This window comes from Rhizobium sp. KNZ14-9A, assembly GCF_056755015.1.
This window is the reverse complement of record NZ_JBPGXB010000002.1, coordinates 349,200-370,460: the sequence shown is the minus strand read 5'-3', so window position 1 is coordinate 370,460 and position 21,261 is coordinate 349,200. Positions and strand designations below refer to the sequence as shown.

The window sequence follows — 21,261 nt, the reverse complement described above, 5'->3', positions numbered from 1 at the left end:
AAGGCTTTTAACAAGCTGTTAACCATAAAATTCCACCGGCAAAAATTCCAAGCCGGCTCATGGACCTGATGAATCAGAGTGACAATAAAGGCTTGCACGAAACTGAAATGATTTGAAGATTCACCGAGAAAACCGCCACCGGGCCACGGGGAGGATCCCGGCCCGGCAATGACCAAGCATGGAGAAAATTTAATCCCGACGCGGCTTGCGCGACCATCAGCGCGCCGCGATCGGAGCCGATTCTGGCAATGGCTTCAATGACGAGCCTACCACGAAAGGAATTCGACATGTCCGTTCTTCATAAGACAATGGCGGCGGGCCTGATTGCACTGACATTTGCCGGCGCTTTGCTGGCAACGGCCGGGACTGCAGACGCCCATTCCGGCAATGCTTTCTGGGGCGGCCTTGCCGGTGGTGTTGTCGGCGGCGTTGTGGGTGGGGCGATCGCCTCGCGGCCCGCTTACCCTGGACCCTATGCTTATTATCCACAACCTTATGCCTACTATCCGGCCTATCCCGCCTATTACGGTCCGCGCTACTGCCATCCCGAATGGCGTTACGATCGCTGGGGCCAGCCCTATCGCATTGAAGTCTGCAGGCGCTGAGGGCTTTCCCGGCGCCGCTTGACCTCCCACCAGCATCGGGCCATGCATCGCATGACCCGAGGGAGGAATGTGATGCCGGAACCACTCAAGAACCTTCTCCACCCGGCGCTCGTACGCGCGATGGCTGAGATCATCGCCGCCAACGCGCCCTCCTTCGACCGCGACCGCTTCACCGCACTTGCAACTGATGGCATCGATTCGCTGGAGCTCATGGAGCGCGCAGCACTGATCCGCGACGCGCTCTTTGCGACCCTGCCCGAAAACTTCCCCGAGGCGGCAGCCATTCTCGCTGCAAGCCTGCCGACCACCGGCAAGATTGGGCTGACGGGCTGGATGCTGCTGCCCGTCAACCAGTTCATCGCGGCGCGCGGCATCAGAGATTTCGATATCGGTCTTGACCTTCTGAAAGCGCTGACGCCGCATTTCACGGCGGAGTTCGGCATCCGCCAGTTCATCCATCAGGATCAACAACGAGCGCTGGCGACGATCGCTCGCTGGGTCGATGACGCCAACCACCATGTCCGCCGGCTGGCGAGCGAAGGCACCCGCCCGCGCCTGCCCTGGGCGATGCGCCTGCCGCAGTTGATCAAGGACCCTTCTCCCATCCTGCCGATTCTGACTGCGCTGATGGACGATCCCGAAGACTATGTTCGCCGTTCAGTGGCAAACAGCCTGAACGATATCGCCAAGGATCATCCGGATCTCGTCGCGTCCCTCATCGCCGAGCATATCGAAGGCGCTCCTGCCGAGCGCCGCTGGCTGCTGAAACATGCTTCCCGCACCCTTCTGAAAAAGGGTCATGCCCGGGCGCTCGCCAATTTCGGCTTCGGCGCGGCCGCATCGCTGGAATGCAACTTGCTGCTCGCGAACCCGGCGGTGCTTTTCGGCGAAGGGCTGGATTTCGAGATCCGCCTGCGCAATGCCGGCGATATCGCGCAATCCCTGATGATCGACTACGCGATCCACCATGTGAAGGCCGACGGCTCGCTCTCTCCCAAGGTCTTCAAATGGAAGACCGTCACGCTGGAAGCGGGCGAAGACCATATCGTGCAGCGCCGCCACGCCATGCGGCCGATCACGACGCGGCGCTACTATCCCGGCGAACATCGCATCGTCATTCTCGTCAACGGCACCGAGACGGCCTCGGGAAATTTCGTCCTTTCCATGCCCTCAGAGGTCATTGTCGGCCGGTCCCCTTGACTTTCAGTGGGAAATAGACCACATGGCGCTCAGCTTTCACCTTCCGGCCGCCGCGTGAGCGTGCCACTGCGATAGACGCTGAAGAAGGATAGAGCGCATTCTGATAATGCCGCACCCAAGAGCGGCAAGACGCGCTGGAAGCTTTTTCCAACTTACAAGTTCCCATTTCACGCGGGGTTCTTGACGCCAGATTAACACCGGACCGCATTCGGCGATCCGGCGTTTTCGTTTGGCGCGCCCTAAAAGGTTATGACTTGACCAATTTTGAATCGCTCGGTGTCTCCAAGCCGGTCGTCGCCACTCTGTTCCAGCTCGGCATCGAAACGCCGACCCCTATCCAGGAACAGGCTATCCCGCTCCTCATTCAGGGCCGTGACCTGATCGGCCTTGCCCAGACCGGCACCGGCAAGACGGCCGCCTTCGGCCTGCCGCTCATCGAGCGCCTGCTCAAGGAAGAAAAGCGTCCCGACAACCGCTCGGTCCGCACGCTGATCCTGGCTCCGACACGCGAACTGGTGAACCAGATCGCCGACAGTCTCAGAAAATTCATCCGCAAGTCGCCGCTGCGCATCAACGTCGTCGTCGGCGGTGTCTCCATCAACAAGCAGCAGCTTCAACTCGAGCGCGGCTCCGATATCCTCGTCGCCACTCCCGGCCGCCTGCTCGATCTCTGCAACCGCAATGCCATTACACTGACGGCTGTGCGCTACCTCGTGCTCGATGAAGCCGACCAGATGCTCGATCTCGGCTTCGTGCATGACCTGCGCAAGATCGCCAAGATGGTGCCGAAGCGCCGCCAGACCATGCTCTTCTCGGCAACCATGCCGAAGGCGATTGCCGATCTCGCCGGCGACTACCTGACCGATCCGGTTACGGTCCAAGTGACGCCTCCGGGCAAGGCTGCCGACAAGGTCGAGCAGTATGTGCACTTCGTTCCCGGCAAGAACGACAAGACGGTTCTCTTGAAGAAGTCGCTGACCGAAAACCCTGATGGCCGCGCCATCGTCTTCCTGCGCACCAAGCACGGCGCTGAAAAGCTCGCCAAGCATCTGGAGCAGGTCGGCTATTCCGTCGCCTCCATCCATGGCAACAAGAGCCAGGGCCAGCGCGAACGTGCGCTGAAGGGCTTCCGCGACGGCGCCATCAAGACGCTGATCGCAACCGACGTCGCCGCTCGCGGCATCGATATCCCTGCCGTCAGCCACGTCTTCAACTACGACCTGCCGGAAGTGGCGGAAGCCTACGTCCACCGCATCGGCCGCACGGCCCGTGCCGGCCGCGACGGCATTGCGATTGCCTTCTGCGCACCCGACGAAGCCCGCCTGCTGCGCGACATCGAAAAGCTGATGGGTATCGACATTGCCGTTGCCAGCGGCGAACCGCCGGCTGACATGCGTGCCGCTCCCCGTAGCAACAATCGCGGCCGCGGCCAGAACCAGCAGCGCGGCCCAGGTGGTCGTGGTGAAGGTGGCCGTGGTGAAGGTGGCGAGCGTCGCGAAGGTGGCCGTCGTGAAGGCGGACGCAGCGAAACCCGCAATGGCAGCGGCCGGCCCGCCGGCCATGGTGACCGCCGTCCGCGTAACGATGGCGACGTCACTGAAGTGCGCGCCGGCGAAGAGCGCCGCGCCCGCCCTCAGCACAACAACCGCAATCAGGATTTCCGTGGCCAGCGCCGCAATGAGCAGGCTCCGGATCACGGCCCGGACAATGATCTGGTTTCGACCTCGGATTTCCGCCCTGCCCGCAATCAGCAGCAGCGCCTGGCTCAGCCGGCTGAGGCAACCGGTCATCATCGCGGTAACAAGCAGCACGTCCATGGCCGCCCGCCGCGCAATCACGGCGACCAGCAGCCGCAGGGCGAACAGCGCCGCGAAGGCAATGGCGGCCTGCGCCGCAAGGGCCGCAATGGCGGCGGCCCGCGTCGCGAACGCGCTTAAGCTAGTGATATCAGTGAGGGCCGGAGCGATCCGGCCCTTTTCTTTTGGCCGTCCTTCGGTCACCGGCACGGGCAGAGTTTGATCCGTCGCCCGGGCAGGAAATAATCACCTGCTCATCTTTTGTGCGCGATGTCAGGATTGACAGGAATCCGCCTCGCGCCAGATCTTGATAAATGCCCAGTTTTTCACCGGTTTTTCGCACTGCAGAAGATTTTATGAATTTTCCATGCGAACTGTGCATGGTTCTTGCATTGCCTTTTGCGTTGTATTCAAATGAAGAAAAAAGGGGAGCCACACCTTTGGCATTTGATGAAATGATCACCGGAGACGAAAGTCCCCGTACGCCATATGAAAAATACTTTGAGTGGTACAACAGCCAAGACCGGGCACATCTGATTTCAAAGTCCCGCGACGCTGAAAACATCTTCCGCAAAACCGGCATCACCTTCGCGGTTTACGGCCACGCCGACAGTTCCGAAAAGCTCATCCCCTTCGACATCATCCCGCGCATCATCTCTGCCCGCGAATGGCGCAAGCTCGCTCAGGGTATCGAGCAGCGGGTGATCGCGCTCAACGCTTTCCTCGATGATATCTACCACAAGCAGGAAATCATCCGCGCAGGCCGCATCCCGCGCGAGTTGATCGAAAAGAACGTTGCATTCCTGCCCGAGATGATCGGCTTCCGGCCGCCCGGCGGCGTCTACACTCATATCGTGGGCACGGATATCGTACGAACAGGCGAAGACCAGTTCTATGTCCTCGAGGATAATGCCCGCACGCCCTCAGGCGTCAGCTACATGCTGGAAAACCGGGAAACCATGATGCAGATGTTCCCGGAACTCTTCCATGAGAACAAGGTGCAGCGCGTCGAGGACTATCCCTATCTCCTGCGCCAGAGCCTGGCTTCGCTGGCACCTCCCGGCTGCAAGGGCAAGCCGCGCGTCGCCGTTCTGACGCCCGGTATCTATAACTCCGCCTATTACGAACATTCCTTCCTCGCCGACACGATGGGTGTCGAGCTCGTCGAAGGCTCGGATCTGCGCGTCATCGACGGCAAGGTGAAGATGCGCACGACGCGAGGCTATGAGGCGATCGATGTGCTCTATCGCCGGGTCGACGACGACTTCCTCGATCCCCTCACCTTCCGCCCGGAATCGGCCCTCGGCATTCCCGGCATCATGGATGTCTACCGCTCCGGCAATATCACCATCGCCAATGCACCCGGCACCGGTATTTCCGACGACAAGGCGATCTATTCCTACATGCCCGAGATCGTCGAGTTCTATACGGGCCGCAAGCCGATCCTCGAGAACGTGCCGACCTGGCGCTGTTCGGAAGCATCAAGCCTGAAATATGTGCTGGAGCACCTGGAAGAACTGGTCGTCAAGGAAGTGCACGGCTCCGGCGGCTACGGCATGCTCGTCGGCCCGACCGCTTCCAAGAAGGAACGCGTCGATTTCGCCGAGAAGCTGAAGGCAAAGCCCAGCAATTACATTGCCCAGCCCACACTTTCGCTGTCCACCGTTCCTATCCTCGTCAACAAGGGTATCGCACCCCGCCATGTCGACCTGCGCCCTTACGTGCTGGTCTCCGACAAGGTGCAGATCATTCCGGGCGGGCTCACCCGCGTGGCGCTGAAGCAAGGCTCGCTGGTGGTCAATTCCAGCCAGGGCGGCGGCACCAAAGACACCTGGGTATTGGAGGACTGATGCTCGGAAGAACTGCAAACGGGCTCTACTGGATGTTCCGGTATATCGAGCGCGCCGAGAATATTGCACGTCTCGTGGATGCCGGCCTGCGCATGTCGCTAACGCGCAGCGACGCCGGTGATGACAATTGGGACGGCGTGCTGCAAAGCGCCGGCGTGCGCGAACTCTATGACGAGACCCATTCGAAGCTGACCGGTCCTGATGTCATCGACTACATGTTGCGCGACCGCCAGAACGCGTCGAGCGTCATGTCCTGCATTGATTTCGGCCGCAACAACGCCCGCATGGTGCGCACCGCGCTGACGCGGGAGACCTGGGAAGCGACCAACGAATGCTGGATCGATCTCAAGGAACTGCTGTCGAAAAAACTGAAGGCAGCAGAACTGCCCGAGGTCATCGATGTCATCAAGCATCGCGCCGGCCTCATCCGCGGCGCCTTCCATGGTTCGATGCTGCGCAACGAGCTCTATAATTTCGCCCGCATCGGCACCTTCATCGAACGTGCGGACAATACGAGCCGCATCCTCGACGTGAAATATTACGTGCTGCTGCCCTCGATCTCGCAGGTAGGCTCTTCGGTCGACAACGTTCAGTGGGAATCGATCCTGCGTTCGGTCTCCGCCCACCGTTCCTATAGCTGGGCCTATGACGGCGAATACCGCGCCATGAACATTGCCGACTTCCTGATCTTGAACGGTCAGATGCCGCGTTCGCTCGCCTATAGCTACGAGAAGATCGTCAGCAACCTCGGTTACATCGCCAAGGATTACGGCGAGCGGCTGGCCGCACATGATACGGCGGATGCCATTCGCGCCACGCTGCAGACATTGAAGATAAAGGATGTCATGGATCAGGGTCTGCATGAGTTTCTCGAGGATTTCGTCGCTCAAAACAACAAGCTCGGCAGCGAAATCTCCGATGGCTACCGGTTCTATGCTTAAGCGGGTCAGATCATGAAACTGAAGATCAGCCACCTCACCGAATACCGCTACGACGAACCGGCGCAGTTTTCCCTGCAGCGGCTGCGCCTGACACCACCGACCGCGATCGGCCAGACCGTGCTCAACTGGTCCCTCCATGTCGAAGGCGCCAAGCCGGAAGTCGAATATGACGACCAGTTCGGCAACCATGTGAACCTCGTCTCGCTGGAAGGCGAACAGCAGGTGACGCGCATTGTCGCCGAAGGCGAGATCGAGACCGAAGACCGCAACGGCGTGACCGGCCCCCATACCGGCTTCTGCCCGCTCTGGCTCTTCCTGCGCGATACGCCGCTCACCAAGGCAGGCAAACTGGTAAAGGAACTGACCAAGGGCGTGAGCGGTGAGAACGATCTTGCCCGCATGCATGCGTTGATGGCGGCGATCCACGAGGCAGTGGAATACAAGCCCGGCACCAGCAGCACCGAAACCACTGCCGAACAGGCGCTAGAGAGGAAGACCGGCGTCTGCCAGGACCATGCCCATATCTTCGTCACCGCGGCGCGCGCCCTGGATATTCCGGCGCGCTACGTCTCCGGCTATCTGATGATGGAAGAAAAGGTCGATCAGGCTGCCACCCATGCCTGGGGCGAGGCGCATATTCCAGGCCTCGGCTGGGTCGGCTTCGATCCTGCCAACGAGATCTGCCCGGATGACCGCTATGTCCGCATGGCCTCCGGCCTCTGCTATCGCGATGCGGCTCCCGTGTCGGGCATGCGCATCGGCACTCCAGGTGAAAAACTGTCGGTCACCGTAAAGGTCGAGGACAGCGACCAGATGCAGAGCCAAAGCCAGAGCTGACAAAAGCAGCCAATTTGCGGCGGCTTCTCTGCGTGCCGAAACACGCAATAATTGCTGTTGCAACCAATTCTCTACTTCGAGCTAACCCGATCTTAAACCGGCTGGCGGAAGCTGTGCGCTCATAAGGCCCGCATTTGTGGGCACCGGCGCACAGCGCGCCGGCCTGTTTTGAGATTTCAGTAGGTCGTTTTATGTCTCTTCTTATTATCGATGACAGCAAATCCAGCCTGCTTGCCCTTGAAACCGCCGTCCGCCGCTTCGCCAGCTGCGAGATCGAAAGCTTCACCAATCCGCTGGAAGCCCTCGAGCGCGCGAGAACAGTCGAATTCGATCTCGTGCTGGTCGATTACATGATGCCCGAGCTCAACGGTATCACCGTGATTCACCGCCTGCGCAGCCAGCGCGGCTATGAAACCGTACCCATCGTGATGGTAACCTCCCAGACGGAACGCTCCGTGCGTCTGGAAGCGCTGGAGGCCGGCGCCACGGACTTCCTGGCAAAACCCTTCGATCCGCTGGAACTCGAGGCTCGCATCCTCAATCTTCTCGCCCTGCGCAGCGCCCAGCTTGCCCTCGTCGACCGTGCCCGCTCGCTCGATCAGGCTTTCCGCCGTGCCACCGAACGAGCCGATATCCGCGAGCAGGAGATCGTCTGGTGTCTGGCGCAGGCCATGGCCTCGCGTGACGGCAATACCGGCGATCACATCGAACGTGTCGCCAACATCGCCGAACTGATTGCCGAAGGCCTCGGCATGGACCGCATCCAGCGCCGCAACATCTATCTCGCCGCGCCCCTGCACGATATCGGCAAGATCGGCATTCCCGACGCCATCCTGCAGAAGCCCGGCAAACTGGAGCCGCACGAGATCGAAAAGATGCGCGAGCATGTACCGATCGGCGTTTCGATCCTGCGCAACAGTTCCGCCGAGCTTTCGCGCGTCGCCACCGCCATCATCGGCGGCCACCACGAAAAATGGGACGGCACGGGCTACCCGCAGGGCCTTGCCGGCGAACAGATACCGATCGAGGCCCGCATCGTCGCCGTTGCCGATGTCTTCGATGCGCTCTGCTCCGAGCGGCCCTACAAGCAGGCATGGCCGATCGACAAGGCCTACCGGGAAATCATCGCCTGCAGCGGCACCCATTTCGATCCGGCTTGCGTCGCCGCCTTCCACCGCAAATGGCCGGCGATCCGCATGCTCTTCGAACAGCTTGAGGTGGAAGAACGCCTGCGCTCCAGCGGTTGACACCCGATCGGGTTCCATGACGCCTTCTTCCACAGACCGGCGATCCGGTGCCGGCGGCCATTTGCCGAAATCCCCTGCATGAGCTTATGGTACAGTCATGTCTCGCATGAACCTTCATTTTCTTGACGCACGCGGTGCACTTTCCGAGCTGCGTGATTGGCTGAATGAGCGGCTGTCCGATGCATTCGATAAAGGGAGCGCTCTACTGCGAGCAGCACCTGTCGATGTCGTGGTGAAAGCTGGAACCCACGTGTTGTCCGAGAAGGGGCATCTTGGATATGCACCAGAACCGGGCTTGATCTATCTGACGGTCGATCCTGCCAATCCAGCTCTTGCTGCAAATGCCGATGCGTCGTTGGAGCGGATGTTTGTGCATGAACTGCATCACGCTGCCCGATGGAATGGACCCGGATACGGAAATTCATTGGGGGAAGCATTGGTTTCTGAAGGCCTAGCGGGACATTTTGCGCAGGAAATTTACGGTGGTCCCCCTGAACCCTGGGAAAAACTATCCAGCGATGAAATCCGCAGATATGTGACCCGTGCCGCGCAGGAGTGGGGCAATCGCAGCTATGACCACGAGGCGTGGTTCTTCGGGACGTCCGATCTGCCGGGGCAGCTCGGATATTCAATGGGTTTCCAGCTCGTCGCCGACCACTTGATGCGGACGGGCCAAAGACCATCTGCCCTGGTTTACGAAGCAGCGTCCGAATTCAGATTTTCTCTGGATCAAATCTAGAGTTCGCTCCGTGACGAGGCGCCTGAATTTGCGAAGGCAGCGGGCTTTAAAGGTTTCGCACCAATGCCCAGCAATCACCCCGCACAGTTGGGGTTCGGGATAACCGATTTGGGGAAGCTATTGGACAATAGGAGAGGCTATGTCGCTTAGCGAGCAGCAATTTATCGAGTTGGTCCGCCGGAACCCGATAAACGCCGAATTGCTAAGCCGGCTGGGCCTCCTCCGGATTCCTCAAGGCATTCTGACCGCCGGCTGCCTCGTGCAGACGGTTTGGAATCTAAAGTCGGGTTATGATCCTCAGCACGGGATAAAGGACTATGACGTCTTCTACTTCGACGACTCCGACCTGTCATGGGACGCCGAAGATGCCGTCATTCGCCGGGTGCAGCAGGCCGTCGCCGATCTACCTGTAAAGGTGGAGATCAAGAACCAAGCCCGGGTCCATCTCTGGTACAAGGACAAGTTTGGAGCGGACTATCCGACGTTGCAAAAGGCGGAGGATGGCATCGACCGTTACCTCACCCTTTGCACAAGGATCGGTATTCGCCTCAGCGACGGCAGTCTTTATGCACCCGATGGCTTGGATGACATGTGGAACGGCATCCTGCGCCTGAACCCTCTCAATCCTCAGCGTGGCTTATTTCTGGATAAGTGCAATCAGTACCTGCAGCGATGGCCTTGGCTGACGATTGTCGATGACAAAATCGGCGATTGCGCTGCGCGGTCAAAATGACGGTTGGCATTTCGCGCATTCAGCCTCCAGCGGAGTTCCTGACTTTCAAGACAAGGCCGCCAGCACCGAACTTTCCCGTAAATTTCTGTCGCAAAACCACTCGCAAAAGCCGGAGTTTCGCGACAGAAATTTACGAACATTTCAGCTAAAAGGCGGGGTTCTCACCCCGCCCTCCATCAATCTACGGTCGATACGTCCGTTAGTGGCTGTCCCTGCCGACAGCACTTCCGCGACATCCCTTGAGGAAGTCGAGGTCGGCGCCGGTATCGGCACCTTCGACATGCTGCTGATGCAGGAAGGCATAGCCGGACTTCGGCAGATCATGGTTCGGCTGCCACTCGGCGAGACGCTTTGCCAGTTCCTCTTCGGAAATGTCGAGATGCAGGCGGCGGTTCGGCACATCGAGCTCGATCATGTCGCCGTTTCTGACGACGGCAAGCGGGCCGCCGACAGCGGCTTCCGGCGAGGTATGCAGGACGACGGTGCCGTAGGCGGTGCCGGACATGCGGGCGTCGGAAATGCGCACCATGTCGGTAATGCCCTTCTTGAGCACCTTCGGCGGCAGGCCCATGTTGCCGACTTCGGCCATGCCCGGATAGCCCTTCGGACCACAGTTCTTCATGACCATGATGCAGGTCTCGTCGATGTCGAGGCTGTCGTCGTTGATCTTGGCCTTGTAGTCGTCGATGTCTTCGAAGACGACTGCCCTGCCCTTGTGCACCATCAGGTGCGGCGAGGCGGCAGACGGCTTCAAAACCGCGCCCTTCGGCGCGAGGTTGCCACGCAGGACAACGATACCGCCGGAAGAGGTCAGCGCCTTTTCAGCCGGCAGGATGACGTCTTCGTTCCAGTTGACGACGTCCTTGACTTCGTCCCAGACAGTCTCGCCCGAAACCGTCACCGCATCCTTGTGCAGCAGGCCGGCTTCGCCGAGACGCTTCAGCACGACAGGCAAGCCGCCGGCATAGAAGAACTCTTCCATGAGGTACTTGCCCGACGGCATCAGGTTGACGATGGTCGGAACGTCGCGGCCGCAGCGGTCCCAATCGTCGAGCGTCAGGTCGACGCCGACGCGGCCGGCCATGGCCAGCAGGTGGATGACGGCATTGGTCGAACCGCCGATGGCCGCATTGGTGCGGATGGCGTTTTCGAAGGCCTGCTTGGTCATGATATCGGAAGGCTTCAGGTCGTCCTTGACCATCTGCACGATGCGGCGGCCGGTCAGCTGCGCCATGACCTTGCGGCGGGAATCGACGCCAGGGATCGCGGCGTTGCCGGAGAGTGCCATGCCGAGCGCTTCCGCCATGGACGCCATGGTGGAAGCCGTGCCCATCGTGTTGCAGGTGCCCGACGAACGGCTCATCGAGGCCTCTGCCTCGAGGAATTCGGCCTGCGTCATCTCGCCGGCCTTCACCATTTCGGAGAACTTCCAGAGATGCGTGCCGGAGCCGACGCGTTCGCCGCGGAAATAGCCGTTCAGCATCGGACCGCCGGTGACGACGATCGACGGCAGATCGACGGAGGCAGCACCCATCAGCAGCGACGGCGTGGTCTTGTCGCAGCCGACGAGCAGTACGCAGCCATCCATCGGCTGGCCGCGGATCGCTTCTTCGACCGCGAGTGCGGCAAGGTTGCGATACATCATCGCGGTCGGGCGGAAGGTATTTTCGGATGCCGAGAATACCGGCACCTCGAGCGGGAAGCCGCCGGCTTCCCAGACACCTGCCTTCACCTTTTCGGCAAGCTCGCGCAGATGACCGTTGCACGGCGTCATGTCCGACCAGGTATTGAGGATGCCGATGACCGGGCGGCCGTCGAACAGGTCGTGCGGATATCCCTGGTTCTTAAGCCAGCCGCGGTGGTAGATCACGTCGCGGCTCGTGCCGCCGTACCATTCCTGCGACCTCAGCTTGCGCGGCCATTCTGCTTTCTTCTTCATAATTTCTGTCCTTCAGGATATCCCCTGATCGCCTCGTACGATCAGGGTTATCGCACTTCGTCTCAAGCCAGCGTGTAGGCGGTCTTGACGGTTGTGTAGAATTCGGCGGCGTACTTGCCCTGCTCGCGCGGGCCGTAGGACGAGCCCTTGCGGCCGCCGAAAGGAACGTGGAAATCGACGCCGGCAGTCGGCAGGTTCACCATCACCATGCCGGCCTCGGAGTTGCGCTTGAAATGCGTCGCATGCTTGAGGCTCGTCGTGGCAATGCCCGCAGACAGGCCGAACGGCGTGTCGTTGGCAGTTGCCAGCGCCTCTTCGTAATCCTTCACGCGGATCACGGAAACGACAGGTCCGAAGATCTCTTCGCGCGAGATGCGCATCTGGTTGGTCGCTTCGGTAAAGAGCGTCGGCTGCAGGTAGAAGCCGGGCGTATCGCGCGAGATGAGTTCGCCGCCGAAGGCAAGCTTGGCGCCCTCTTCCTTGCCGATCTTGATATAATCGGTATCGGTCTGAAGCTGGCGGGCATCGACGACAGGGCCGATATGGGTGCCGGGCTTCATGGCATTGTCGACGACGACGGTTTTCAGCTTTTCGGTGAGTGCTGCAACGAACTTGTCGTGGATGCCCTCGGTGACGATCAGCCGCGACGACGCCGTGCAGCGCTGGCCGGTGGAGAAGAAGCCGGAATTGGCAGCGGCCTCGACGGCCACGGTCAGGTCGGCGTCGTCGAGCACGACCATCGGGTTCTTGCCGCCCATTTCCAGCTGGAACTTGCGGTTATGCTCGATGGAGGAGGTGGCGACGCGCCTGCCCGTGCCTGTCGAACCGGTAAAGGTGATGCCGGCAATGTCGGGACTGTCGAGCATGGCCTGCCCCACGACCGAGCCTTTGCCCATGACGAGGTTCAGGACGCCCTTCGGCAGGCCCGCGCGGTGCAGGATATCCGCAATCGCCCAGGAACAGCCAGGAACCAGATCCGCCGGCTTGAAGACGACAGTGTTGCCATAGCAAAGCGCCGGAGCGATCTTCCAGGCCGGGATGGCGATCGGGAAGTTCCAGGGCGTGATGATGCCGATGACACCGAGCGGCTCGCGAGTGATCTCGACGCCAATGTTGGGACGCACCGAGGGAACGACTTCGCCGGCAAGGCGCAGTGCTTCGCCTGCGAAGAATTCGAAGATCTGCGATGCGCGGATCGTTTCGCCGATCGCTTCTGGAAGCGTCTTGCCTTCCTCGCGGGCAAGCAGAGCACCAAGCTCGTCCTTGCGCGCCATGATCTCGTCGCCAGCCTTCTTCAGAATGACGTGGCGCTCCCAGATGCCGGAGCGCGACCAGGCCGGAAAGGCAGCCTTGGCAGCGGCGATCGCAGCCTTGGCATCCTCGGCGCTCGCTTGAGCGTAGAGGCCGACGACCTCGTTCGTGTCGGACGGGTTGATATTCTCGGCGGCATTGGTGCCGGTCCATTCACCGGCGATGAGATTCTGATGGACGGTCATGGGCCTTGGAGCCTCCTCTAGACAAATGACCGGCCGCTTGCATGGCAGCCGGTCTTGGAAATCAGAGCTGCTTGACGGCGATCTCTTCTTCGGCAGCAACCTTCAGCGGGTTGCGCAGCGGCAGGCCGAATTCGGCCACCTCGATTTCAAAGACATCGCCCTCTTCCGCCTTGATGCCATCGGCAAAGGAAAGCGTCGCCGTACCGAACATATGTACATGCACATCACCCGGCACGCGGAAGAGGCCATATTTGAAATGGTGATATTCCAGATTGGCGAAAGTGTGCGACATGTTCGCTTCGCCCGACAGGAACGGCTTCTCGAAGATCATCTGGTTGCCGCGCTTGATGCGCGAGGTGCCACGGATATCCTCAGGAGCCACACCGATGCGGATTTCAGGACCGAAGCTTGCCGGACGCAGCTTGGAATGGGCGAGGAAGAGATAGTTGATCCGCTCGGTGACGTGGTCGGAAAACTCGTTCGACAGTGCAAAGCCGATACGGAACGGCGTGCCGTCCTTGGCGATGACATAGATGCCGGCCATCTCAGGCTCTTCGCCGCCGTCGAGCGCGAAGGACGGCGAAACGAGCGGAGCGCCCGGAGCAGCAGCGCCATAGCCATTGCCCTTGTAGAACCATTCGGGCTGCACGCCCTTATGGCCGGCAGCCGGCTTGCCGCCTTCAAGACCCATCTTGAACATCTTCATGGAGTCGGTCAGCGTTTCCTCTGCCGCCTCGGAGGTCTTCTTGTGCATGGAATCGCGCGTCGCGGCGGAGCCCAGATGCGTCAGGCCCGTACCGGTCAGGTGCAGATGCGCGGCATCCGGATGGGTGATCGGCGGCAGGAAGCGTCCCTCGGCATAGGCCTTTTCAAGATCGACGGGTTCGCCATATCCGCGAGCCTCGATAACGGAAACGAGCGACTTGCCACTATCTGCGGCTTCCATCGCCAGAGCGTAGACGCTCACAGCACCCTTGACGGCCTTGGCGGCGGCACCCGGTTCGCGCACGGCGACGATGATCTCTCCGTTTGCGCCCTTGATCTGCGAAATAAGCACGGTCTTCATCCTTTTCGTTTGGCGATGACAAAGCTTCGCCGCTCCGGCTCCATCCGGAGCCGGAATTCAATTTTCATATGACTGCGATGCGGGGGCTGAGCCTAAACTCAGCCCTTGTTCTTATTATAGACGTCGAAGAAGACGGCAGCGAGAAGCACTGCACCCTTGACCATCTGCTGGGAGTCAGTGCCAAGGCCGTGGATCGACATGCCGTTGTTCATGATACCCATGATCAGAGCGCCGATGACAGCGCCGGTCACCTTGCCCACGCCGCCCTGTGCCGATGCGCCGCCGATGAAGCAGGCCGCGATCACGTCGAGCTCGAGGCCGAAGCCGCCCTTCGCCGTTGCCGAGTTGAGACGCAGCGCAACGATCAGACCAGCCAGACCGGCAAGCAGACCCATATTTGCGAAAGTGAGGAAGGTCAGCCGCTCGGTGTTGATACCGGAGAGCTTCGTTGCCTTCTCGTTACCGCCCATCGCGTAGATACGGCGGCCGATCGTCGTGCGACGCGTGATGAAAGCGTAAGCCGTGATCAGCACCAGCATGATGACGAGCACGTTCGGGAAGCCCTTGTAGATCGACAGCTGATAGCCGAGCGCCAGGATGGCGAGAGCGACGATGCCGTTCTGCGCAATGAAGAAGCCCAGAGGCTCGACGTCGTTGCCGTGCTTTTCGTTCGACTTGCGCGCGCGCCATGCCAGATAGACGAGGGTCACGGCGCCGATGACGGTCAGGATGATCGAGGTCGAGTTGATGCCGCCCATATCGAAAAGGTTGGGCAGGAAGCCGATGCTGATCAGCTGAAAGGCCGGAGGGAACGGACCGATGCTGGTGCCCGTTCCGGCTCCCGTCATCACGGTCAGTGTCAGGCCGCGGAAGACCAGCATGCCGGCGAGCGTAACGATGAAGGACGGGATCTTGTGATAGGCGACGAAATAACCCTGAACGCCGCCGACCAGCGCACCCACGGCCAGACAAATAACCGTCGCGAGCACATAGTTCATATGCCACTGCACCGTCATGACGGCGGCGATGGCGCCGATGAAACCGACGACGGAGCCGACCGAAAGATCGATATGGCCGGCAACGATCACCAGCAGCATGCCCAGCGCCATGACGACGATGAACGAGTTCTGCAGGATGATGTTCGTCAGGTTGAGCGGCCTGAAGAGAACGCCGCCGGTCGAGATCTGGAAGAACACCATGATCGCGATGAGCGCGATGAACATGCCGTATTCACGGATGTTGCCTCGAACAAATTCGCCGATGGAGACGACACGCCCTTGCTCGGTGATGGGTTGATTGATCGGCGTCATTGTTTCTTCTCTCCTGAGCGCATGATGGCGCGCATGATGGTTTCCTGGCTCGCTTCTCCCTTCGGCAGTTCCGCAACGATACGTCCTTCGTTCATGACGTAGATGCGGTCGCACGTACCAAGAAGCTCAGGCATTTCCGATGAAATCATCAGAACGCCTTTACCGTCAGCCGCGAGCTGGTTGATGATAGTATAGATTTCATATTTGGCGCCAACATCAATGCCGCGCGTCGGTTCGTCCAGGATCAACACTTCGGGATCCGAGAACAACCATTTCGACAGAACGACCTTTTGCTGGTTGCCGCCCGACAGGTTGACCGCTTCCTGGAAGATGCTGGAGGAACGAATGCGCAGCTTCGACCGATAGTCGGAGGCGACGCGCAATTCCCTGACACTGTCGATAACGGTGGCATTCGACACCGCTTCCAGATTGGCAAGCGTCGTGTTGTGAATGATTGTTTCGCCCAGCACGAGGCCAAGGTGTTTGCGGTCTTCGGTCACATAGGCGAGACCGGCGTCGATCGCCTTGCGCACCGTCGTCGTATCGACCTTCTTGCCGTCGACGAAGACGTCGCCGGTGATCTTGTGCCCATAGGACTTGCCGAAAACGCTCATGGCAAATTCAGTGCGGCCGGCGCCCATCAGGCCCGCGATGCCGACGACCTCGCCCTTGCGGACATTCACGTTGATGTCGTGCAGGACCTGGCGGTCGCGATGCTGCTGGTGGAAGGCATTCCAGTTCTTGACTTCGAAGATCGTCTCGCCGATCGGTACGGAGCGCGGCGGATAACGGTCCGCGAGGTCTCGGCCCACCATGTTCTTGATGATGATGTCTTCGCTGATCTCGTCCTTGTGACAGTCGAGCGTCTTGACGGTCATGCCGTCGCGCAGGACCGTGATCTGGTCGGCGACCTTGCGGATCTCGTTCAGCTTGTGGGAGATGATGATCGAGGTAATGCCCTGCTTGCGGAATTCCATCAGCAGGGTGAGCAGCGCATCGGAATCGCTTTCGTTCAGCGATGCGGTAGGCTCGTCGAGAATGAGCAGCTTAACGCTCTTCGACAGTGCCTTGGCGATCTCGACGAGCTGCTGCTTGCCGACGCCGATGTCGGTGACGAGCGTGTTCGGAGATTCCGCCAGGCCCACCTTGGCGAGCAATTGCTTCGTGCGATTGAATGTATCGCCCCAGCTGATGACGCCGTTCTTGGCGTTTTCATTCCCGAGGAAGATGTTTTCGCCGATTGAAAGCTGGGGTACCAGCGCCAGTTCCTGGTGGATGATGACGATACCGATTTCTTCGGAATCCTTCAGGACCCTGAAGTTGCGCACATCGCCTTCATAGACGATGTCGCCATCATAGCTTCCTGCCGGATAGACGCCGGAGAGCACCTTCATCAGGGTCGACTTGCCGGCCCCGTTTTCGCCCACCAATGCGTGGATCTCACCCTGACGAACCTTGAGGTTCACATTCTCGAGCGCCTTGACGCCCGGGAACGTCTTGGTGATGTTCCGCATTTCGAGGATTGTATTTTCCATGACTAAAAACCCAACGCCGCGATCAGAAATGACCCGGCGATCATAGAATTGAAGACCGGAACCCGCAATCGTGCGGGTTCCGGCCATTCATGTTACTTCAGCTGGTCTTCCTTGTAGTAACCGCCATCAACGAGAACTGCCTTGTAGTTCTCCTTGGTCACGGCGACCGGCTTCAGCAGGTAGGACGGAACGACCTTGACACCGTTGTCGTAGGTCTTCGTGTCGTTGACTTCAGGCTCCTTGCCGGACATGACGGCATCAACCATCGAAACGGTGACCTTCGCCAGATCGCGGGTATCCTTGAAGATCGACGAATACTGTTCGCCAGCGATGATCGACTTGATCGACGGGATTTCCGAGTCCTGGCCGGTGACGACAGGCAGCGGCTGCCCAGCCGAACCGTAGCCGACGCCCTTCAGCGACGAGAGGATACCGATCGACAGACCGTCGTACGGAGACAGGACAGCGTCAACCTTGGCGTCGGTGTAGTTAGCCGAGAGCAGGTTGTCCATGCGGGCCTGGGCCGTTGCCGGATCCCAACGCAGCGTGCCGACCTTGTCCATGCCGGTCTGGCCGGACTTCACGACGAGCTTGCCGGAGTCGATGTAGGGCTGCAGGACAGACATTGCGCCGTCATAGAAGAAGAAGGCGTTGTTGTCGTCCGGCGAACCGCCGAAGAGTTCGATGTTGAACGGGCCCTTGCCGTCCTTGAGGCCGAGCTTGTCGACGATCGTACCAGCCTGCAGAACGCCAACCTGGAAGTTGTCGAACGTGGCGTAGTAGTCGACGTTGGCAGAGTCGCGGATCAGGCGGTCATAAGCGATGACCTTGATGCCGGCGTCATGAGCCTTCTGGAGAACGTCGGAAAGGGTCGTGCCGTCGATCGAAGCGACGACGAGAACCTTGGCGCCCTTCGTGACCATGTTTTCGATCTGCGAAAGCTGGTTCGGAATATCGTCGTCAGCATACTGCAGGTCGGTCTGGTAGCCGGCAGCCTGGAGCTGCTTGACGATGTTGTTACCGTCGTCGATCCAGCGAGCCGAAGCCTTCGTCGGCATTGCGATGCCAACCAGACCCTTGTCCTGTGCCATAGCCGGCATAACGAACGATGCGACGCCGAAAGCAGCCGCAGCCATCAATGAGATAATGGATTTCATTTCTCTCTCCCTTGTTAAAGATTAGCGGACGAAAAATCGCCCGCCCCGAAACTGTGGCAGGTTCCGTATTGGATAGTTACTTCAGATGGTGAGAAACGAAGTAGGTCTCCTCCACGATCTCACACGTGTTGAGTGCCAACCAGCACACGGCGGCAAACTGGTATGGATTCCTATAACTGTCAAATAGAATAACTGGTAATGTGCATAACAAATTTGGTATATCGTTAAAAAGTATTACTTTTGATGGAGCGCAGTGGGGAGGCTGCAACCATGACGATTATCTCCGAGCCATTTTCTTTGGAACATGTCGACATTAACAGCGACAATTTTGGCGATGACGGCCTTCTACGTGCAGGACTTAAGCTGAATCACCTGCGTATGATTGTCGCAATCGAAGATAGCGGGCAGATTTCGGCTGCCGCAGAGGTGCTGAACATATCGCAGCCGGCGGCCTCCCGAATGCTGTCCGAAATGGAGTCGATTGTGAAGACTCCGCTCTATGAGCGGGTTGCCCGCGGCGTGGTGCTGACCACCTTCGGCGAAGCTCTCGCCAGGCGTGCGCGCAAGATCCTTCTGGAGCTGCGTGAGGCAAGCCGCGAGATCGGCGAATTGAAGAGCGGCAAGGGCGGCTCGGTCTTCATCGGTGCGGTCACTGCGCCCGCCATGAGCCTCGTCGTTCCCGCCATCAACACGGTGCGCAAGACCTTTCCAGGCATCGAGGTCAATATCCAGGTCGAGACCAGCAATGTGCTGGCGCGCGAACTTCTCGCCGCCCGCCACGACTTCATCATCAGCCGCATCCCCGATGACCTCAACCCGCGCCTTTTCGAGGTCCGCGAGATCGGCGTCGAGAAAGCCTGCCTGATCGTGCGCAGCCGCCATCCCCTCTTAAAGAAGAAGAGCCCAAGCAGCCTGTCGGAGATCAAGGATTACGATTGGGTGTTCCAGCCGCCGGGCACGCTGCTACGCCGCACGATAGAGGATATCTTCCTGTCGCGCGCCGTTCGGCTTCCGGAAAACATCGTCAACACCTCTTCGCTGCTGCTGACTTGCGCGATCATCTGCGAGACGGATGCCATTGCCCCCGTCGCCGTCGATGTCGCCCAGTTTCTCGCCTCGCAGAGCTCGAACGCCTCCGACGTGCGCATCCTACCGATCGACTTCGAGATCAACGTCAAGCCTTACAGCCTGATCACCGTCCGCGAGCGCGCCCTGCCGCCGAGCGCCCGGCTGCTCTACGATCTCATTCTGGAAGAGAGCATCCGGCAGGCCGAGAACTAGGGCCTTCAAGATACCCGGACTGAACGACGCACATGCTACGACAATCTTCTGAAAACGCCTGGGTAGTCCAGCACGATGCCGTCGCCGTCGACCTCGAGTTCGGCGGAAAATCCGGTTGATATGCCCTCATAGAGAAAGCGGTGCTCGGCAAGTTTGGTATAGCGCTGTTTGACGGGTTCGACGATCAGGTCCGGCAAGGAAACATAGGCAGCGTTGATGTCCTCGGAGACACCTATTCTTTGTTCAAGCCGCCGAATTGGCAGGGTGTTGGTGAAGGGTGTTGCTGCAATATCGACATCGATGCACCCGGCCAAATCGGAAATCTCCGAGCCATTCCCGTTGACCCAACGACCGCGGCCGTCAGACAGAATGTGCAGTCTTGGACCCTTGGCGATCTGAACCCCGACTTCGCGCACCCGCCAATGCGGGTCGATCACCAACCGGTAGGTCAGATCATATTTGCCGGCTTCGAACTGTCCGGTCACCACACCTTCCGCAAGCACACCCTCATCATTGTGGAGGATGGAAAGACGCTCAAGTCCGTCTCCGTTCCAATCGGTCCATTCTACTGTCCGCTTCCACGCTATCATGCGCGCCCCCATTTCCTTGTCCACAATGCTGCCCCTGTCGCGGCGACCGGCTCTGGACACAATACATAACGGACAGTTCGCCAGGCATGGGATTCCACCAGGCTGGCACCACGCCAAGATTTACTCTGGCCACCAGAATGCTTCAATCTGACCGGGACAGGCTCAGGATCGTGTATCGAAATCCAGCCCGGCGCCAACTTGGCGCCGTCTAATGCGCCGCTCGCAAAGGAAGGCGCATGCTGTTCGGACAATCGATATTCCAATCCGTTCTCGAACGGTTGAAAGAGGAAGAGGCCGGAGAAGCGGAAGAGCCGGCCGCCCATCGCGTTCCCGGCTTTCCGACAGGCCTCGCCTTCGATGTGATGGAGGGTGTTTCGGCTGCCTCGCAGCGGGTCGGGCAAGCCTATTTCGACAATCTCGGCCCCGAGCCCGCGATTGCGGAGTCTCCCCGCTGGCGCCCGAACCGATCATGCCCGATCACCTCGCCCGCATCGCGCCGGAAGAGATTGCCGCGGATCTGTCGATTTCATCTGCCGATACGCAACAGACGCTGAACGAGAAACGGCGCGCTTTCGCCAAGGCCAATCATCCTGATGGTGTCGCTGAGCCTTTCCGCGCCAATGCCAACAGACGCATGATGATCGCCAACCTGCTGATCGACGAGGCGATGCGCCGCCTGCCGCACAGCTGAAGCTTCCCTGTCCGCCGTCGAACGATCTGACGCGTTCCAGGCTTTGGACGGCTGGCGTTTCCGGCTCGCTTTGCGGCTTGTCTACACTGCTTTTTTCTGACAACTCAACCGGTACTGATAGCAGCCCGATTGAATATTTCGCGTTTTAGTAGCAGATAATTCCTCAGCTTTTTGGTACAGGCGACAGCATATTTCGGCAGGCCAACATACCGTGCCTACTCCCTTTTCGGTAGGCCTCAACGCTATTT

At 59.6% G+C, this 21,261-nt stretch carries 19 protein-coding genes and 1 pseudogene; 11 read left to right on the top strand and 9 right to left on the bottom strand.

The annotated features are described in order from the left end of the window. Positions 1–73 precede the first annotated feature (73 nt). Positions 74–289, bottom strand: coding sequence for a hypothetical protein (locus ACR9ZQ_RS07915; RefSeq protein ID WP_481427480.1), 216 nt, complete (start codon positions 287–289; stop codon positions 74–76). Here ACR9ZQ_RS07915 and ACR9ZQ_RS07910 point away from each other — a divergent pair. The 3 genes from ACR9ZQ_RS07910 to ACR9ZQ_RS07900 all read left to right on the top strand — a co-directional run bounded on the left by ACR9ZQ_RS07910 (position 288) and on the right by ACR9ZQ_RS07900 (position 3,742). After that, positions 288–605 (top strand): hypothetical protein, encoded by a 318-nt coding sequence (locus tag ACR9ZQ_RS07910; protein ID WP_481427479.1) that lies wholly within the window; start codon positions 288–290, stop codon positions 603–605. The genes ACR9ZQ_RS07915 and ACR9ZQ_RS07910 overlap by 2 nt on opposite strands. 72 nt (positions 606–677) lie before the next feature. Then, the gene (locus ACR9ZQ_RS07905) at positions 678–1,805 is read left to right on the top strand and encodes a DNA alkylation repair protein (protein WP_481427478.1); all 1,128 of its coding nucleotides are present in this window, start codon (positions 678–680) and stop codon (positions 1,803–1,805) included. 206 nt (positions 1,806–2,011) lie between these two features. Then, the gene (locus ACR9ZQ_RS07900) at positions 2,012–3,742 is read left to right on the top strand and encodes a DEAD/DEAH box helicase (protein ID WP_481429283.1); all 1,731 of its coding nucleotides are present in this window, start codon (positions 2,012–2,014) and stop codon (positions 3,740–3,742) included. A gap of 10 nt (positions 3,743–3,752) precedes the next feature. On the opposite strand, the gene ACR9ZQ_RS07895 is transcribed toward ACR9ZQ_RS07900, so the two are convergent. After that, positions 3,753–4,064 carry a hypothetical protein gene (locus ACR9ZQ_RS07895; protein WP_481427477.1) on the bottom strand — a complete coding sequence of 104 codons (312 nt, stop codon included), beginning with the start codon at positions 4,062–4,064 and terminating at the stop codon, positions 3,753–3,755. On the opposite strand from ACR9ZQ_RS07895, the gene ACR9ZQ_RS07890 reads away from it, so the two are divergent. The 6 genes from ACR9ZQ_RS07890 to ACR9ZQ_RS07865 all read left to right on the top strand — a co-directional run bounded on the left by ACR9ZQ_RS07890 (position 4,042) and on the right by ACR9ZQ_RS07865 (position 9,948). Further along, complete coding sequence (locus ACR9ZQ_RS07890) at positions 4,042–5,451, top strand: circularly permuted type 2 ATP-grasp protein (protein WP_113185316.1); 1,410 nt, start codon at positions 4,042–4,044, stop codon at positions 5,449–5,451. The genes ACR9ZQ_RS07895 and ACR9ZQ_RS07890 overlap by 23 nt on opposite strands. Next, the gene (locus ACR9ZQ_RS07885; RefSeq protein WP_113185317.1) at positions 5,451–6,392 is read left to right on the top strand and encodes an alpha-E domain-containing protein; all 942 of its coding nucleotides are present in this window, start codon (positions 5,451–5,453) and stop codon (positions 6,390–6,392) included. Before ACR9ZQ_RS07890 ends, ACR9ZQ_RS07885 begins: the two co-directional genes overlap by 1 nt. A gap of 12 nt (positions 6,393–6,404) precedes the next feature. After that, a complete protein-coding gene (locus tag ACR9ZQ_RS07880) occupies positions 6,405–7,229 on the top strand; it encodes a transglutaminase family protein (RefSeq protein WP_113325155.1) in 825 nt (274 codons plus the stop codon). 191 nt (positions 7,230–7,420) lie between these two features. Further along, a complete protein-coding gene (locus ACR9ZQ_RS07875; protein ID WP_481427476.1) occupies positions 7,421–8,476 on the top strand; it encodes an HD domain-containing phosphohydrolase in 1,056 nt (351 codons plus the stop codon). Between the two features lie 97 nt (positions 8,477–8,573). After that, complete coding sequence (locus ACR9ZQ_RS07870) at positions 8,574–9,215, top strand: DUF2268 domain-containing putative Zn-dependent protease (protein WP_310386729.1); 642 nt, start codon at positions 8,574–8,576, stop codon at positions 9,213–9,215. Positions 9,216–9,354: 139 nt separating this feature from the next. Further along, positions 9,355–9,948 carry a nucleotidyltransferase family protein gene (locus tag ACR9ZQ_RS07865; protein ID WP_481427475.1) on the top strand — a complete coding sequence of 198 codons (594 nt, stop codon included), beginning with the start codon at positions 9,355–9,357 and terminating at the stop codon, positions 9,946–9,948. A 199-nt stretch (positions 9,949–10,147) separates the two neighbouring features. On the opposite strand, the gene araD is transcribed toward ACR9ZQ_RS07865, so the two are convergent. The 6 genes from araD to chvE form a co-directional block, all read right to left on the bottom strand. Further along, a complete protein-coding gene (araD, locus tag ACR9ZQ_RS07860) occupies positions 10,148–11,887 on the bottom strand; it encodes an L-arabinonate dehydratase (protein ID WP_481427474.1) in 1,740 nt (579 codons plus the stop codon). A gap of 62 nt (positions 11,888–11,949) precedes the next feature. Further along, entirely contained in the window at positions 11,950–13,383 is a 1,434-nt protein-coding gene (locus ACR9ZQ_RS07855; RefSeq protein WP_481427473.1) for an aldehyde dehydrogenase family protein, read from the bottom strand. Positions 13,384–13,444: 61 nt separating this feature from the next. After that, a complete protein-coding gene (gene araD1 / locus ACR9ZQ_RS07850) occupies positions 13,445–14,440 on the bottom strand; it encodes an AraD1 family protein (protein ID WP_481427472.1) in 996 nt (331 codons plus the stop codon). 107 nt (positions 14,441–14,547) lie between these two features. Next, positions 14,548–15,759 (bottom strand): multiple monosaccharide ABC transporter permease, encoded by a 1,212-nt coding sequence (gene mmsB, locus ACR9ZQ_RS07845; protein WP_113325148.1) that lies wholly within the window; start codon positions 15,757–15,759, stop codon positions 14,548–14,550. Then, positions 15,756–17,294 carry a multiple monosaccharide ABC transporter ATP-binding protein gene (gene mmsA, locus ACR9ZQ_RS07840; protein ID WP_481427471.1) on the bottom strand — a complete coding sequence of 513 codons (1,539 nt, stop codon included), beginning with the start codon at positions 17,292–17,294 and terminating at the stop codon, positions 15,756–15,758. The genes mmsB and mmsA overlap by 4 nt, the downstream gene beginning before the upstream one ends. 92 nt (positions 17,295–17,386) lie before the next feature. Beyond that, positions 17,387–18,451 (bottom strand): multiple monosaccharide ABC transporter substrate-binding protein, encoded by a 1,065-nt coding sequence (chvE, locus tag ACR9ZQ_RS07835; protein ID WP_310386719.1) that lies wholly within the window; start codon positions 18,449–18,451, stop codon positions 17,387–17,389. 270 nt (positions 18,452–18,721) lie between these two features. Here chvE and ACR9ZQ_RS07830 point away from each other — a divergent pair, with 270 nt between their 5' ends. Beyond that, positions 18,722–19,732, top strand: a complete 1,011-nt coding sequence (locus ACR9ZQ_RS07830; RefSeq protein ID WP_310386717.1) for a LysR family transcriptional regulator — start codon at positions 18,722–18,724, stop codon at positions 19,730–19,732. A 35-nt stretch (positions 19,733–19,767) separates the two neighbouring features. Here the strand turns inward: ACR9ZQ_RS07830 and ACR9ZQ_RS07825 are convergent, their stop codons facing one another. Then, complete coding sequence (locus tag ACR9ZQ_RS07825; protein WP_481427470.1) at positions 19,768–20,322, bottom strand: putative glycolipid-binding domain-containing protein; 555 nt, start codon at positions 20,320–20,322, stop codon at positions 19,768–19,770. A 236-nt stretch (positions 20,323–20,558) separates the two neighbouring features. On the opposite strand from ACR9ZQ_RS07825, the pseudogene ACR9ZQ_RS07820 reads away from it, so the two are divergent. Further along, a pseudogene (locus tag ACR9ZQ_RS07820) lies at positions 20,559–21,013 on the top strand (hypothetical protein). The last annotated feature ends 248 nt before the right edge of the window (positions 21,014–21,261 follow it).

Bases quoted from the DNA above. Each gene is read 5' to 3' on its own strand.
- ACR9ZQ_RS07910 (WP_481427479.1), top strand. From the start codon at position 288: ATGTCCGTTCTTCATAAGACAATGGCGGCGGGCCTGATTGCACTGACA.
- ACR9ZQ_RS07915 (WP_481427480.1), bottom strand. From the start codon at position 289: ATGTCGAATTCCTTTCGTGGTAGGCTCGTCATTGAAGCCATTGCCAGA.
- ACR9ZQ_RS07905 (WP_481427478.1), top strand. From the start codon at position 678: ATGCCGGAACCACTCAAGAACCTTCTCCACCCGGCGCTCGTACGCGCG.
- ACR9ZQ_RS07885 (WP_113185317.1), top strand. From the start codon at position 5,451: ATGCTCGGAAGAACTGCAAACGGGCTCTACTGGATGTTCCGGTATATC.
- ACR9ZQ_RS07880 (WP_113325155.1), top strand. From the start codon at position 6,405: ATGAAACTGAAGATCAGCCACCTCACCGAATACCGCTACGACGAACCG.
- ACR9ZQ_RS07875 (WP_481427476.1), top strand. From the start codon at position 7,421: ATGTCTCTTCTTATTATCGATGACAGCAAATCCAGCCTGCTTGCCCTT.
- ACR9ZQ_RS07870 (WP_310386729.1), top strand. From the start codon at position 8,574: ATGTCTCGCATGAACCTTCATTTTCTTGACGCACGCGGTGCACTTTCC.
- ACR9ZQ_RS07865 (WP_481427475.1), top strand. From the start codon at position 9,355: ATGTCGCTTAGCGAGCAGCAATTTATCGAGTTGGTCCGCCGGAACCCG.
- araD (WP_481427474.1), bottom strand. From the start codon at position 11,887: ATGAAGAAGAAAGCAGAATGGCCGCGCAAGCTGAGGTCGCAGGAATGG.
- ACR9ZQ_RS07855 (WP_481427473.1), bottom strand. From the start codon at position 13,383: ATGACCGTCCATCAGAATCTCATCGCCGGTGAATGGACCGGCACCAAT.
- mmsB (WP_113325148.1), bottom strand. From the start codon at position 15,759: ATGACGCCGATCAATCAACCCATCACCGAGCAAGGGCGTGTCGTCTCC.
- mmsA (WP_481427471.1), bottom strand. From the start codon at position 17,294: ATGGAAAATACAATCCTCGAAATGCGGAACATCACCAAGACGTTCCCG.
- chvE (WP_310386719.1), bottom strand. From the start codon at position 18,451: ATGAAATCCATTATCTCATTGATGGCTGCGGCTGCTTTCGGCGTCGCA.
- ACR9ZQ_RS07830 (WP_310386717.1), top strand. From the start codon at position 18,722: ATGACGATTATCTCCGAGCCATTTTCTTTGGAACATGTCGACATTAAC.
- ACR9ZQ_RS07825 (WP_481427470.1), bottom strand. From the start codon at position 20,322: ATGATAGCGTGGAAGCGGACAGTAGAATGGACCGATTGGAACGGAGAC.